The 13670-nt window shown below is 71.9% G+C and carries 9 protein-coding genes; 3 read left to right on the top strand and 6 right to left on the bottom strand.

Going from position 1 to position 13670, the window contains the following annotated elements; translation table 11 throughout:
• Positions 1–101 precede the first annotated feature (101 nt).
• Complete coding sequence (gene lexA, locus FHS37_RS12235) at positions 102–881, top strand: transcriptional repressor LexA (RefSeq protein ID WP_184820158.1); 780 nt, start codon at positions 102–104, stop codon at positions 879–881.
• A 162-nt stretch (positions 882–1043) separates the two neighbouring features.
• On the opposite strand, the gene FHS37_RS12230 is transcribed toward lexA, so the two are convergent.
• The 4 genes from FHS37_RS12230 to FHS37_RS12215 all read right to left on the bottom strand — a co-directional run bounded on the left by FHS37_RS12230 (position 1044) and on the right by FHS37_RS12215 (position 7474).
• Positions 1044–3029, bottom strand: a complete 1986-nt coding sequence (locus tag FHS37_RS12230) for an ATP-dependent DNA helicase (protein WP_184820156.1) — start codon at positions 3027–3029, stop codon at positions 1044–1046.
• A 242-nt stretch (positions 3030–3271) separates the two neighbouring features.
• Positions 3272–4018, bottom strand: coding sequence for a GNAT family N-acetyltransferase (locus tag FHS37_RS12225; RefSeq protein ID WP_184820154.1), 747 nt, complete (start codon positions 4016–4018; stop codon positions 3272–3274).
• Entirely contained in the window at positions 3913–5985 is a 2073-nt protein-coding gene (locus FHS37_RS12220; RefSeq protein WP_184820152.1) for an IucA/IucC family protein, read from the bottom strand. Before FHS37_RS12220 ends, FHS37_RS12225 begins: the two co-directional genes overlap by 106 nt.
• Positions 5986–6064: 79 nt before the next feature.
• A complete protein-coding gene (locus FHS37_RS12215) occupies positions 6065–7474 on the bottom strand; it encodes an aminotransferase class III-fold pyridoxal phosphate-dependent enzyme (RefSeq protein ID WP_184820150.1) in 1410 nt (469 codons plus the stop codon).
• 284 nt (positions 7475–7758) lie between these two features.
• Here FHS37_RS12215 and FHS37_RS12210 point away from each other — a divergent pair, with 284 nt between their 5' ends.
• Both FHS37_RS12210 and FHS37_RS12205 read left to right on the top strand, forming a co-directional pair.
• A complete protein-coding gene (locus FHS37_RS12210; protein WP_184820148.1) occupies positions 7759–8979 on the top strand; it encodes a trypsin-like serine peptidase in 1221 nt (406 codons plus the stop codon).
• 132 nt (positions 8980–9111) lie between these two features.
• Entirely contained in the window at positions 9112–10329 is a 1218-nt protein-coding gene (locus FHS37_RS12205) for a trypsin-like serine peptidase (RefSeq protein WP_184820146.1), read from the top strand.
• Between the two features lie 68 nt (positions 10330–10397).
• Here FHS37_RS12205 and hflX read toward each other — a convergent pair whose 3' ends face one another.
• The gene (gene hflX, locus FHS37_RS12200; RefSeq protein ID WP_184820144.1) at positions 10398–11891 is read right to left on the bottom strand and encodes a GTPase HflX; all 1494 of its coding nucleotides are present in this window, start codon (positions 11889–11891) and stop codon (positions 10398–10400) included.
• Positions 11892–12094: 203 nt separating this feature from the next.
• Complete coding sequence (locus FHS37_RS12195) at positions 12095–13666, bottom strand: M1 family metallopeptidase (RefSeq protein WP_184820142.1); 1572 nt, start codon at positions 13664–13666, stop codon at positions 12095–12097.
• Between the last annotated feature and the right edge of the window lie 4 nt (positions 13667–13670).

Genomic DNA, 13670 nt, shown 5'->3' with positions numbered 1-13670 from the left:
CCGCACAGCAATTCGCGATTTTTCACTCGAACGTGTGTTTGGCGCAACCTTTCGAAAGCAACTACCGTTGTGCTGCAGGGAGACCATCGAGAGGGGCCGACGTGACCACCACCGCAGACAGTGCCGCCATCACTGCCCAGGACCGCTCCCCGGGCCGACTCGAGCCGGTGCACGCGATGAGCGAAGCCATGAATCCCGAGGGGCACAAGCGCTCCCTGCCGGGCCGACCTCCTGGCATCCGGGCGGACAGCTCCGGGCTCACCGACCGCCAGCGCCGGGTGATCGAAGTCATCAGGGATTCGGTGCAGCGACGCGGCTATCCGCCGTCCATGCGCGAGATCGGCCAGGCGGTCGGCCTCTCCAGCACGTCGTCCGTGGCGCACCAGCTGATGGCACTGGAACGCAAGGGCTTCCTGCGCCGCGATCCGCACCGTCCGCGCGCGTACGAGGTGCGTGGCTCCGACCAGGCCGCCCCCGTGCAGCCCGCGGACACCGCCGGCAAGCCGGCCGCGTCCTACGTCCCGCTCGTCGGCCGCATCGCCGCCGGCGGGCCGATCCTCGCCGAGGAATCCGTCGAGGACGTCTTCCCCCTCCCCCGGCAGCTCGTCGGTGACGGCGAACTGTTCGTCCTGAAGGTCGTGGGCGACTCCATGATCGAAGCCGCGATCTGTGACGGCGACTGGGTCACGGTCCGCCGCCAGCCCGTCGCCGAGAACGGTGACATCGTGGCGGCGATGCTCGACGGTGAGGCGACCGTCAAGCGCTTCAAGCGCGAGGACGGCCACGTCTGGCTCCTCCCGCACAACGCGGCCTACGAGCCGATCCCCGGCGACGACGCGACCATCCTGGGCAAGGTGGTGGCCGTTCTGCGTCGGGTCTGAACACGGCGCGGGGCCGGCCTCGACCGCCGCCCCGCCCTTTGACCGGGCCCCGGAACCCCTGCGCCGGTTCCGGGGCCCTGTGCTGTCCGGACCCCGGTGGTGGATGCCGGCGACGGCCCTCGGTCGCCCCGAGGGGGTGCCGCGGACCGCGTCCCCCTCTCCCTACGCTTCCGCCTCGGCTTCGGCCTGCTTCGCCGCCGCGTCGATCGCGGCCAGCGACTTCCTGACCTGGTTGCGGTCCGTGGTGTACCAGAAATCGGGCAGCGAAGCCTTCAGATAGCTGCCGTAGCGGGCCGTCGCCAGCCGCTGGTCCAGCACGGCCACCACGCCCCGGTCCCCCGACGCGCGTACGAGACGGCCGGCCCCCTGCGCCATGAGCAGCGCCGCATGGGTGGCGGCGACCGCCATGAAGCCGTTGCCGCCCGCCTCCTCCACGGCTTTCTGGCGGGCGCTCATCAGGGGATCGTCCGGGCGCGGGAACGGGATCTTGTCCATGACGACCAGCTGACAGCTCGGCCCCGGGACGTCGACGCCCTGCCAGAGCGACAGCGTGCCGAAGAGGCAGGTCCTGGGGTCGGCCGCGAAATTCTTGATCAGCTCACCGAGCGTCTCCTCACCCTGCAGAAGGATCGGGAACTCGGGGATCCGGGAGCGCAGCTCCTCGGCGGCGAGCTGGGCGGCCCGCATCGAGGAGAACAGCCCCAGCGTGCGACCACCCGCCGCCTGGATCAGCTCGGTGAGCTCGTCGAGCATGTCCGCGCGGTCACCGTCACGGGCCGGGCGGGCCAGGTGCCTGGCGACGTACAGGATGCCCTGCCTGGGGTAGTCGAACGGCGAGCCGACGTCGACGCCCTTCCACTGAGGGAGGTCATCGCCTTCGGCGCCTTCGGGACCGAGGCCCAGGGAGGCTCCCACGCCGTTGAAATCGCCGCCCAGCTTCAGGGTCGCGGACGTCAGGACGACGGAGCGGTCGGCGAAGAGCTTCTCCCGCAGCAGACCCGAGACGGACATGGGGGCGACGCGCAGGGAGGCTCCGAACCGGTCATGGCGCTCGTACCAGACGACGTCCCACTCCGAGCCGTTCGTGATCCGTTCCGCCACGTCGTGCACGTTCTCCACGGAGGCCAGCGCCTGCTTGCGGATCGCGTCCTCGTCCTGGACGGACTTGTCACGGGTGCTCCCGATCGCGGAGATCACGGTCCGGCAGGCGTCGCGCAGTGCCATGAGCGCGTATCCGAGGTCCTCCGGGATGTCCTCCAGTCGGCCCGGGAGCGCCAGCTCCATCAGCCGTTCGAAGCCCTCGGCGGCGGTCTGGAGCTGGTCGGCGGCCTTCTCGTTGACGAGCTTCGCGGCGCGGCGCACCGCACGGTTGACCTGCCCCGGCGTGAGCTCCCCGGTGGCGACTCCGGTGACCCGGGAGACCAGCTCGTGGGCCTCGTCGACGATCAGCACCTCGTGCTGCGGGAGCACCGGCGCGCCCTCGATGGCGTCGATCGCGAGCAGGGCGTGGTTGGTGACGACGACCTCGGCCAGCTTGGCGCGCTCACGGGCCATCTCGGCGAAGCACTCGGCGCCGTAGGCGCACTTCGTGGCGCCCAGGCACTCCCGCGACGACACCGACACCTGGGACCACGCCCGGTCGGACACGCCGGGCGTGAGGTCGTCCCGGTCGCCGGTCTCCGTCTCGTCCGACCAGTCACGCAGGCGCAGCAGGTCCTGGCCCAGCTTGCTGGTGGGCGCGGCCGCCTCGAACTGGTCGAAGAGGCCCTCCTCCTCGTCCTGCGGCACGCCCTCGTGGAGGCGGTGCAGACACAGGTAGTTGGATCTGCCCTTGAGCATCGCGAACTCGGGGCGGCGGCGCAGCAGGGGATGCAGCGCCTCGACCGTGCGCGGCAGGTCACGCTCCACGAGCTGGCGCTGCAGGGCCAGGGTGGCCGTCGCCACGACGACTCTCTCCCCGTGCGCGAGCGCGGGCACCAGATAGCCCAGCGACTTTCCGGTGCCGGTGCCGGCCTGGACCAGCAGATGGGAGCCGTCGTCGATCGCCTCGGCGACGGCTTCGGCCATGGCCACCTGGCCGGGACGCTCCGTGCCGCCGACGGCAGTGACGGCAGCATGCAGGAGTTCGGGGAGTGAGGGCTTCGTCATAGCGCGACCACCCTACGGCCCGGCACTGACATCCGGGCGATCGCGGTGAGAGCGGAAGGTGTGATCAAGACGAGGGCTCCTCGGATCGGAGCGGCGACGACCGGACACGGCCCGGCGTCGGCACTCGGTCGGACTGGCGCCGGCGCCGGCGCTGACACCGGCACTGAAGGAATTGCTGCGGCGTGAGGGGAACCGGGGTGGCGCGAGCGGTGTACCACATGTGAGAGCGCGGTGACGGAGCGCTACAGGAGATGCCGTAGGGACCGGTCCCGGACCATGAGCGCGGCCCGCTTGCCGGGCAGGTCGATCTCGGCGGAGAAACGAAAGCCGGCGCGCAGGAAGGCGGTGACGGAGGGGATGTTGCGAAGGTCGGGTTCCGCGATGACGCGTGCGGAGGCAGGCCGTCTGTCGAGGGCGAGGTCGGCGACGGCTCTGAGCAGAGTGCCGCCGAGACCTCTCCCCCGGTCTCCCCCGGCGCCGATGAGGAGATGGAGTCCGGTGTCATGAGGCCGAACCGGGTAATGGCGAGCCAACGGGTCGAGGTCCGCCCGGTAGATCTCCCAATAGCTCATCGGCGTGCCCTCCAGCACGCCGACGCACGGAACGCTGCGTCCGTCGCAGGTGAGTTGGGCCCGCACATGGTCCGCCGTCACGGCCGGTGGTCCGGACAGCTCCCAGAACGCGGCGACCGCGGGGTCGTTCATCCAGCGTGAGAGAAGCGGCAGGTCACGTTCGACGCGGACGGGGACGAGCTGGAACAGGCCTGCGGGGGTGGGGACCGGGCCCCAGTCACCGACGTGGTCGAGCAGGTCGTGGTGGCGGCCCTCGTCCGAGGACTCCTCGGTGTCGTCGGTGGCGGTCGTGTCGGGGAACGGGTGGGCCATCAGGAGCGCAGGGGGTTGGCGATGGTGACGTAGACGGACTGGGTGTCGACCGGGCCGACGAGTTCGTCGAGGCCGTGCAACCGGGTCAGCATGTTGGCCTTGCACCGCAGGACGGGCGAGTCCAGCAGACGGGCGGGCAGCGAGCTGCGGGTGCGTGCCGAACCGGAGGAGACCCCGGTGAGGAAGCGGCGGAAGGCGGCGAGCAGCAGCCGCTCGTCGGCGAGGCGCTGGGAGCCGAAGGCCCCGACGAGACCGAACACGTTGTTGACGGCCAGGTAGTACGCGAACCGTTCGTCGGTGACCTCGTCGGAGACGAACGTGTCGCTGTGCTCGCCGATACCCGGCAGCCTGGCGTCGAGTTCCGCGCGGCGGGACTCGCGGAAGTAGTAGCCCTGGTTGTCCCGGTAACGGCCGCCCGCGGGCCAGCCGTCGGCGTCCAGCAGAAGCAGGGTGTTCTGCTGATGCGCCTCCAGGGCGATGCCGGCCTCTCCGTCGAGCCACAGTACGGGCCGCACCACGTGTTCGAGATACCGCAGGAACCACTCGGTGGCAACGATGCCGCGGGAGCGCCCCGTTCGGGCGGTGAGACGTGTGACGAGTTCCGCCAGCCGGGATCCCATGGCCGGAGCATCCGTGCCCGCACGGTCCCGGACGGTGTCGGTGACGGCGGCGGTCTCCGCGGGGTCGGCGCCCGTACCCGGTCGTGCGCGAGGGCGCGGCGAGACCAGTCCCGCGACACAGGCCACGTCGTGGTGGGGCCGGAACGGGTTGTGCCGGATCACGACGTCCAGCCCGGGCACGGGGTCACCGGTCGGTCCGTCCACGGCGAGCCAGGCCGGATCGCGGACGATGTCGAAGTCCGGGTGCACGGCCCGCCACTGCTGGGACAGTCCGGTGCGCAGCAGACGGTGGACCTCGACACCGCGGTGGAGTTCCTTGCGGAGGTTCTCCCTGCGGGAGTTGGTGATGTGCAGGCCCATCGACAGCTTGAGCATGGCGGGGGCGCCGGTCCGGTGAACGGTGCGTACGGAGGAGGTGGGGTGCCAGAGGGTGCCGTGACTGCCGAGATCGCGGAGCAGTCCGGCGTCCAGCAGAGCGGCGGTCTCGGTACGGTGCCGCACTTCGCGCAGTTGCCAGGGGTGTACGGGGAGAGCCGCGTATCCGTCCGGCAACGGCAGTCCGGGGCCGGCGAGGCGTGCGGTGAGGTGGGCCGCGGGGACACGACGTCCGCGCTCGGTCCAGGCGGAGTCGGCAGCCAGCAGGGAGGGGGCGACAGCCATCCAGTGGAGGGGGAAAGAGCCGCGCAACTCGGGTGAGTACAGCCGTGCCTCGGCGTCGGAGAGTCCCTGGCGGCTCTTCGGAGCCGGATGCAACGGGTGGCCGAGGAGAAGTGCCTGTTCCGCGGCGAGGAAGAGGTCGGGGGCGTCTTCCGGACTGTTCCGCCGGTCGGTGATGAAGGCGCTGACGCGCCGGAGGGAATCGGCGACGCACGAGACGAGGTCGGTGACGTCGCCGATCCCGGGAGCGGTGGCCGGGGGGAGGCCGGCCGTCGGCCCGGCGGCGGATGTGCCGGCGGAGTGCGGGGGGCCCGGCAGTCGCCCGGGCCGCGGACCGGTCGGAGCCGGTTCAGGGACACCGGTGCTCTCCCTGCCCAGGAGGGCGGCCAGGAGGACGGCGTCGGCCGGTGGGGCGGGCTCCGGGGCACGGTCCAGGCGGGGCGGGCCGAAGCGGTGCCAGCCCGTCGGCGACCAGTGCAGGACGGGGACGAGCAGGGCGGTGCCACTGGCCGGTAGGGGGATGCGCAGCATGCCGTTGTCCGGAGCGGGCAGGCCGGTCTCGCGTACCCAGCAGCGCAGGAGGTTCTCCACCGCCGCGGCCTGGGCCGCCCTGTACGGGTCGGGGTGCTCCAGGGGATCCGTGCCGGTGTCCCGGAGCCGCCCGTCGTCCGGTGCCCCCCTCCCCTGGCGCGGTACCGCGGCGCTCGCCCTTCCGGCGGCGGACCGGGGGTCGTCGGTGCTCGGGCCGCACGCCCGTCCTGGGGTGCGGTCGTCGGGAGTGGTGGTCGAGTGCACGGCGGATCCTCGTGGAGTGGCTCGTGGTCATGCGGTGGCGGTCCGTGAACGGGTGTCGGTCGTGCGTCGCGGCCGCCCGTCACCCCGCCCGCTCGGCGCGGTCTGCGGGGCGGCGGGGCGCGCGGCGGGGCCGTTCCGCCCGGCGGTGGGTGAAGGGGACGCGCGCCACTGCCTGGAGCGCATCGGCGAGTCGGTCGAGCACCGCGTCCGCCTGTTCGTCGATGGTCGTCAGGGGCGGGAGCAGCCGGACGACGCTCGCGCAGGGGCCGCCGAGGTCGACGATCAGGCCACGCCGCAGGCACTCCCGCTGCACGGCGACCGCGAGTTCGGGCGCGGCGGGGCGGGGCCGGCGCCCTCGCGTGCCGTCCGGCGGCACCGCCGCTCCCGGGCCGGCGGGGGCCCGGCCCGTGTCGTCGTCCCCGTCCTCCGGATCCACCATCTCGACCCCGATCATCAGTCCTCGTCCCCGTACCTCCCCCACACAGGCGAGCTCTCCCGCGAGCGCCCGGAGCCGGCCCAGCATGCGGGCGCCCAGCGTGGCCGCGTGTTCGGCGAGGCCGTTCTCGCGGACGTGGCCGAGGGTCGCCGCGCCCGCGGCCATGGCGAGTTGGTTGCCGGGGAACGTGCCGGTGCCGGTGTCGGAGGCGCAGACGCCGAGGTCGTCCCGGTGGACCACGACGGTCAGCGGCAGGCTTCCCCCGATGGCCGCGGACAGCACCATCACATCGGGCGTGATGCCGCTGTGCTCCACCGCCCAGAAGGCGCCGGTCCGCCCGACACCCGTCAGGGTCTCGTCGGCGATCAGCGGGACGGACCGGTCGGCCGTCAACCGCCGCAGCCGCCGCAGCCAGGCGTCCGGCGCCGGGAGGACCCCGCCGTCGCCCTGTACGGGCTCGACGATCATCCCGGCGGGAAGCGGTACACCCGAGGCGGGGCCGTCGAGGACGGACTCGGCCCACCGGGCGGCCAGTTCGGCTCCGCGCTCGCCTCCGATGCCGAAGGGGCAGCGGTAGTCCTGCGGATAGGGCAGCAGGGTGATCTGTGCACCGGAGGGTGCGGCGCGGGCCACGTCCGGGAACCCGGTGGTCAGCGCGTGGTGGGCGCCGGTGAACGCGAGCACGCCGGCGCGACCGGTCGCCGCGCGCACGAGCCGGAGGGCGGTCGCCACGGCGTCGGTGCCGTCCGGTCCGCAGAAACGCACACGCGCGCGGTCGGCGAGCCCGGAGGGCAGGGTGCGGAACAGTTCGGTGGTGAAGGCGTCCTTCACCGGGGTCGCCAGACCGGAGGCGTGAAGCGGTGCACCCGAGTCGATGACCTTGCGGATCGCCTCGAGCACGACAGGGTGGTTGTGTCCGAGGGCGAGCGTTCCGGCGCCGGAGAGGCAGTCGAGGTAACGGCGTCCGTCCGCGTCCTCGACGGTCATTCCGCGCGCTCTCACCGGGACGACCGGGCCTGCCGTTTCCCGTCCCTCGTGCGTGAGTTCCGCCACCGTTCTCCGCTCTCCGCTGTCTCCCGCCGGCCACGGGCGGGGGGACGCCGCACGGGCGGCGGTCCCCCACCGCTACCAACCCCGCACCGCCCACCGGGTTACGGGTTGCCTCAAGATCCCTGCCGTGACGGAACCGTTGCCGTTCCGTCGGCTGTCCCCCACAGCGAGCGCATAGTGTGTGGTGCCGTTCCCGAAGGCTGTGAGAACGCCGGTGAACCGCACGTGGGTTCAGGTGTGAACACGGCCGAAGCACCACGTTCGTCCATTTCAGGGGGAGTCAGATCATGCGATCCATACGGCCGTCGTCCACCACTCGGCGAGGGGGGAGGACACGGCGCGGCACCTCCCCCGTTCTGGCCGCCGTCGCGCTCGCCTCGGCACTCGCGCTCACCGCCACCGCCTGCGAGTCGGGGGACGCCGACGCGAGTGCCGACACCTCCGCGACCGCCGCCGCCGACGACGGCAAGCTCAAGATCCCGGACGACCTCAAGGACCGGCTCAAGGAGCACGGGATCGACATCGACAAGTGGAAGAACGGCGCGTGGAGGGACTGGAGCAAGGACGACTGGCTGCGCGAGGCCAACGAGTTCATCAACCCGATCATCGAGGGCCTGTGGGACCCGGACCGCATGCGGGACGCCGAGGAGCCGGACCAGGGAGTCGACGACAGCGACATCTCCGGTGACCAGGGCGTGACGGACCCGACGCCGGAGCCGGTGCAGGCGCAGGCCGTTCCGCCGTCGTACCACGCCAACGCCCCCACGGCCGGCAAGGTCTTCTTCGACTCCCCCGAGGGCACGATGGTCTGCTCCGCGACGGTGGTGCAGGACCCGGCCAACCCCGGCAAGTCCAACATGGTCTGGACGGCCGGCCACTGCGTGCACGCCGGCAAGAAGGGCGGCTGGTACCGCAACATCGCCTTCGTGCCGTCGTACAACGACGCGGGCAAGTCGGCCAAGGAGCTCGAGAGCGCCACCAAGGAGGAGGTCGCTCCGTACGGCGTCTGGTGGGGTGACTGGGCGCAGACCTCGGACCAGTGGATCGAGCAGGGCGGTTCGACGGGCGGCGACGGCGCCGCGTACGACTTCGCCGTCATCCATGTGACGCCGGAGAAGGGCAGTGGCGGCAAGTCACTGGAGGAGACGGTCGGTTCGGCACTGCCGGTGGACTTCGAGGCCCCGGCCGTGCCGCAGATGAAGGACGTGACGGCGATCGGTTACCCGGCCGCTCCGCCGTACGACGGTCAGACGCTGTACCGCTGCCAGGACCGTCCCGGTCGGCTGTCCATCGAAGCGTCCGACCCGACGATGTACCGCATCGGGTGCAGCATGACCGCCGGCTCGTCCGGGGGCGGCTGGGTCGCGACGGGTTCGGACGGCGAGCCGGCCCTGGTGTCCAACACCTCGATCGGCCCGGTGACGTCGGGCTGGCTGGCCGGTCCGCGGCTGGGTGACGAGGCCAAGGGCGTGTACGACGCGGTCAGCGAGAAGTTCGCCGGACAGTGACCGGCCGGTCCCTTCCCGCGCGCCGCCGCGCACGCGGGAAGGGACACCGTGGCGGCGCGGAACCGCCGACACCGCCGCACGCCTTCATGTGCGGCACGACATTTCATCTGCTTCAACGGGGGTCATCGCACCATGCGTTCCATACGTACGTCCGCACCACTCGGGCGTGGACGGCGCACCGTCCTCGCCGCCACCGGGCTCGTCGCCGCCCTGGCGCTCACCGCGACCGCGTGCGGCGGCTCCGAGGAGGACACGGCGAGCGACAAGCCCGACGCCACCGCATCACAGGCCGCCGACGGCAGCGGTGACGGCGACGGCAGGATCAGCATCCCGTCCGACATCGCGGACAGGCTCGAGGAGCACGGGATCGACGTCGACAAGTGGAAGGACGGCGGCTGGGAGGACTGGGACAAGGACAAGTGGCTCAGAGAGGCCAAGGACTTCGTCAACCCGGTGATCGAGGGCCTGTGGAAGCCGGAGCGGATGCGCTCCGCCGAGGAGGCCGACAAGACCGTCTCGACGAAGGACGCGGCGGCGGCCCAGGAGGTCAGTGACCCGGAGCCGGCCCCGGTGCGGGCCGAGGCCGAGAAGACGCCGTACCACGACAACGCGGCGCCGGTCGGCAAGGTCTTCTTCGACTCCCCCGAGGGCCCGAGCGTCTGCTCCGGCACGGTCATCAAGGACGTGAACCATCCGGGCAAGTCCAACCTCGTGTGGACGGCCGGCCACTGCGTGCACGCCGGCGGCAGCGGCGGCTGGTACCGCAACATCGTCTTCGTCCCGGCCTACAACGACCTCGGCAAGTCCGAGGCGGACCTGGGCAACGCGAGTGCCTCCGAGATCGCGCCCTACGGCAACTGGTGGGCGGACTGGGCCTCGACGTCCAACGGCTGGATCCAGGGCGGCTCGGAGACCGGCGGTGACGGGGCGGCGTACGACTACGCGGTGCTGCACGTGAAGCCGGAGCAGGGGGCCAAGTCCCTGGAGGAGACGGTCGGCGCCGCGCTCGACGTGGACTTCTCCGCTCCCCCGGTGGCCGAGGCGGGCGCCATGGGTGCCTGGGGCTACCCGGCCGCGCCGCCCTACAACGGGCTGCAGATGTTCAAGTGCGTCGACGCTCCGGGCCGGTTCTCGCTCAGCCCGAGCCTGCCGACGATGTACCGCATCGGCTGCACCATGACGGGCGGCTCGTCCGGCGGCGGCTGGTTCCGGGTGGTGGACGGTGAGACCGTGCTGGTCTCCAACACCTCGATCGGCCCGACCGACAACACCTGGTTGGCGGGCCCGCAGCTGGGCGAGGACGCCGAGGCGCTGTACCAGAACATGAGCAAGACCTACGGCGGTCAGTGATCCATGGATGACGAGGGCCCGCCCCCTGCCCATGGGCAGGGGGCGGGCCCTCGCAGTGCCGGAAGGGATCAGCCGGTCGGGGTCGGAACGTACGGCGTGAGTTCCGCCGCCAGCTCCTCGTGCACCCGCACCTTGAGCAGGGTGCCCTCCGGGGTGTGCTCCTCGGAGATCACCTCGCCCTCGTCGTGGGCGCGGGCGACCAGCTTGCCGTGGGTGTACGGCACGAGTGCCTCGATCTCCACCGACGGGCGGGGAAGCTCGTTGTCGATGAGCGCGAGCAGCTCCTCGATGCCCCGGCCGGTGCGGGCCGAGACCGCGATGGAGCGCTTCTCCGTCCGCAGCAGCCGCTGAAGGGTCAGCGGGTCGGCCGCGTCGGCCTTGTTGATCACGACGATCTCGGGTACGTCGGTGGCGCCGACGTCCCTGATCACCTCGCGCACGGCGGCCAGCTGCTCCTCCGGGTTCGGGTGCGAACCGTCCACCACGTGCAGGATCAGGTCGGAGTCGCCGACCTCCTCCATGGTGGAGCGGAACGCCTCGACCAGGTGGTGCGGCAGGTGCCGGACGAATCCGACCGTGTCGGCCAGTGTGTACAGCCGTCCGCTCGGGGTCTCGGCCCGGCGCACGGTCGGGTCGAGGGTCGCGAACAGGGCGTTCTCGACCAGGACGCCCGCGCCGGTGAGGCGGTTGAGCAGCGAGGACTTGCCGGCGTTGGTGTAGCCCGCGATGGCCACGGACGGCACCTTGTTGCGCCTGCGCTCCTGGCGCTTGATCTCGCGGCCGGTCTTCATCTCCGCGATCTCCCGGCGCATCTTCGCCATCTTCTCGCGGATCCGGCGCCGGTCCGTCTCGATCTTGGTCTCACCGGGACCACGGGTGGCGAGGCCGCCGCCCTTGCCGCCGCCCATCTGCCGGGACAGCGACTGACCCCAGCCGCGCAGCCGCGGCAGCATGTACTGCATCTGCGCGAGCGCGACCTGCGCCTTGCCCTCTCGGGACTTGGCGTGCTGGGCGAAGATGTCCAGGATCAGGGCCGTACGGTCGATGACCTTGACCTTGACGACGTCCTCGAGGTGGATCAGCTGGCCGGGGCTGAGCTCACCGTCGCAGATGACGGTGTCCGCGCCCGTGTCGAGCACGATGTCGCGCAGTTCCGCGGCCTTGCCGGAGCCGATGTAGGTGGCGGCGTCCGGCTTGTCGCGGCGCTGGATCACGCCGTCGAGGACGAGGGCGCCGGCCGTCTCCGCGAGGGCGGCGAGCTCCGCCAGGGAGTTCTCCGCGTCCTGTACGGTGCCCGAGGTCCACACCCCGACGAGCACGACGCGCTCCAGGCGGAGCTGCCGGTACTCGACCTCGGTGACGTCCTCGAGCTCGGTGGAGAGGCCGGCGACACGGCGCAGGGCCGCGCGCTCGGAGCGGTCGAACTGGTCGCCGTCCCGCTCTCCGTCGATCTCGAGGCTCCAGGCGACGTCCTCTTCCATCAGGGCATCGGCCCGAAGACCCTCGGGATAGGTGTGCGCGAAGCGCTTGGTGTCCTGGGAAGGGGAAGAAGAGGAGGTCATTGGGTCCTTACGTCGATGGGAAACCGTCTGCGGCGACGGAGTGGGGCTTCGGCTGCCCTCCGGGCTCCGGATCCGGTCGGTGGGACCTGTCCGTGAGACCTTCCGTCACTGTCCTCAACGTACGGGTACCCCGGGAGATTCCCGTGTCCCGTGCCGCGCGGACCTGACGATGGTCGCACGGTACGGCCCGTCTCGTCATCGTGTTATTCCCGTCCCCCGCCCGATCGATGCGCGGACCCGCCAGGCCGGTGCGCGGACGCCTCCGGCCCGTGGGCGGGCGCCGCGGCCCGCGCCGTGGACCTCCACTCCGGGTGTCCGGGCATCGGCGGGGTCGTGGCCCCGTAGAGCCAGGGGTTCAGGAAACCGGTCAGGTCGCGTCCGGCGACGGCGGAGGCGAGCCGGACGAAGTCGGCGGTCGTGGCCGTGCCGTCCCGGTGACGGGTCACCCAGTCGCGCTCCAGGCGTTCGAAGGCGGCGCGGCCGATCTCCTGGCGCAGGGCGTACAGCACGAGGGCACCGCCGTCGTAGACGTTCGGCCGGAAGATGCCCAGCTGCCGGCCGGGCTCGGGGACCTCGGGCGCGGCGGGCGGTCCGCCGGTCGCGCGCCAGTGGTCGGAGGACGCGTAGGCGGCCTTCATCCGGGCCTCGAGGGACCTGCCGGCCCTCTCCTGCGCGTACAGCGCCTCGTACCAGGTGGCGTGCCCCTCGTTGAGCCACAGGTCGGACCAGGTGCGGGGGCTGACGCTGTTGCCGAACCACTGGTGGGCCAGCTCGTGCACCATGACCGACTCGACGTACCACTCGGGTCGGGCGGGGTCGGTGAAGAGTTCCCGCTCGAAGAGGGGGAGCGTCTGCGTCTCGAGTGCGAAGCCGGTGGACGCGTCGGCCATGAGCAGGCCGTAGGTCTCGAACGGGTAGCGTCCGACCTTGTCCTCCATCCAGGAGATCTGGCCGGAGGTCTTCGCCAGCCAGGGTTCGAGCTCCGCGCGGTGCTCCGCGGGGACGACGTCGCGCAGCGGCAGGCCGTGCGGGCCGGTGCGACGCAGGACCGTGGAGCGGCCGATGGACACCTGGGCGAGTTCGGTGGCCATGGGGTGCCCGGTGCGGTACGTCCACGTGGTGGCCCCGCGCGTGCGGTCGACCCCGGCCGGCAGTCCGCCGGCGACGGCCGTGTGGCCGTCGGGGGCGGTGATCCGGAAGGTGAACATCGCCTTGTCGGAGGGGTGGTCGTTGCACGGGAACACCAGGTGGGCGGCGTCGGCCTGGTTGGCCATGACGAGGCCGTCCGCGGTGCGCACCCAGCCGCCCTCGCGGTCCCCGGCGGCCACGGGGTCACTGGTGTGCCACACGGTGATGCGGGTCCGCTCGCCCGCGTCGAGAGGGTCCTCGGGAGTGATCACGAGGTCCTCGCCGGCGCCGGCGAAGGCGGCCGGAGCGCCGTCGACCTCGACCGAGTGGACCGTTCCGCGGGCGAAGTCCAGGTTGAGCCGCTCCAGGTCGGCGGTCATCCGGGCGTCGATCGTGGTGACGGCCCGGAGCGGCTGGTCGTTGGCGCCGGAGTAGCCGAGGGCGAGGTCGTACGACACCACGTCGTACCCGGGGTTGCCCAGGTGCGGGAAGAGGCGGTCGCCGATGCCCAGCGGGACGGCGGGGGCGCTCGCGGCGAGGAGGCAGACGGAGACGGCGGAGGCGAGCAGCGCGGTGGCCGCCCGTCGACGGCGGTGGGCGTGACGGACCGGCGTGGGAACGGCCTGGCGGTGGGAGGTGAGCGGCATGTCC

Source organism: Streptomyces griseomycini (genome assembly GCF_014203535.1).
GTDB classification, from domain to species: Bacteria; Actinomycetota; Actinomycetes; order Streptomycetales; family Streptomycetaceae; genus Streptomyces; species Streptomyces griseomycini.
This window is presented reverse-complemented; position numbering and strand designations above follow the sequence as displayed.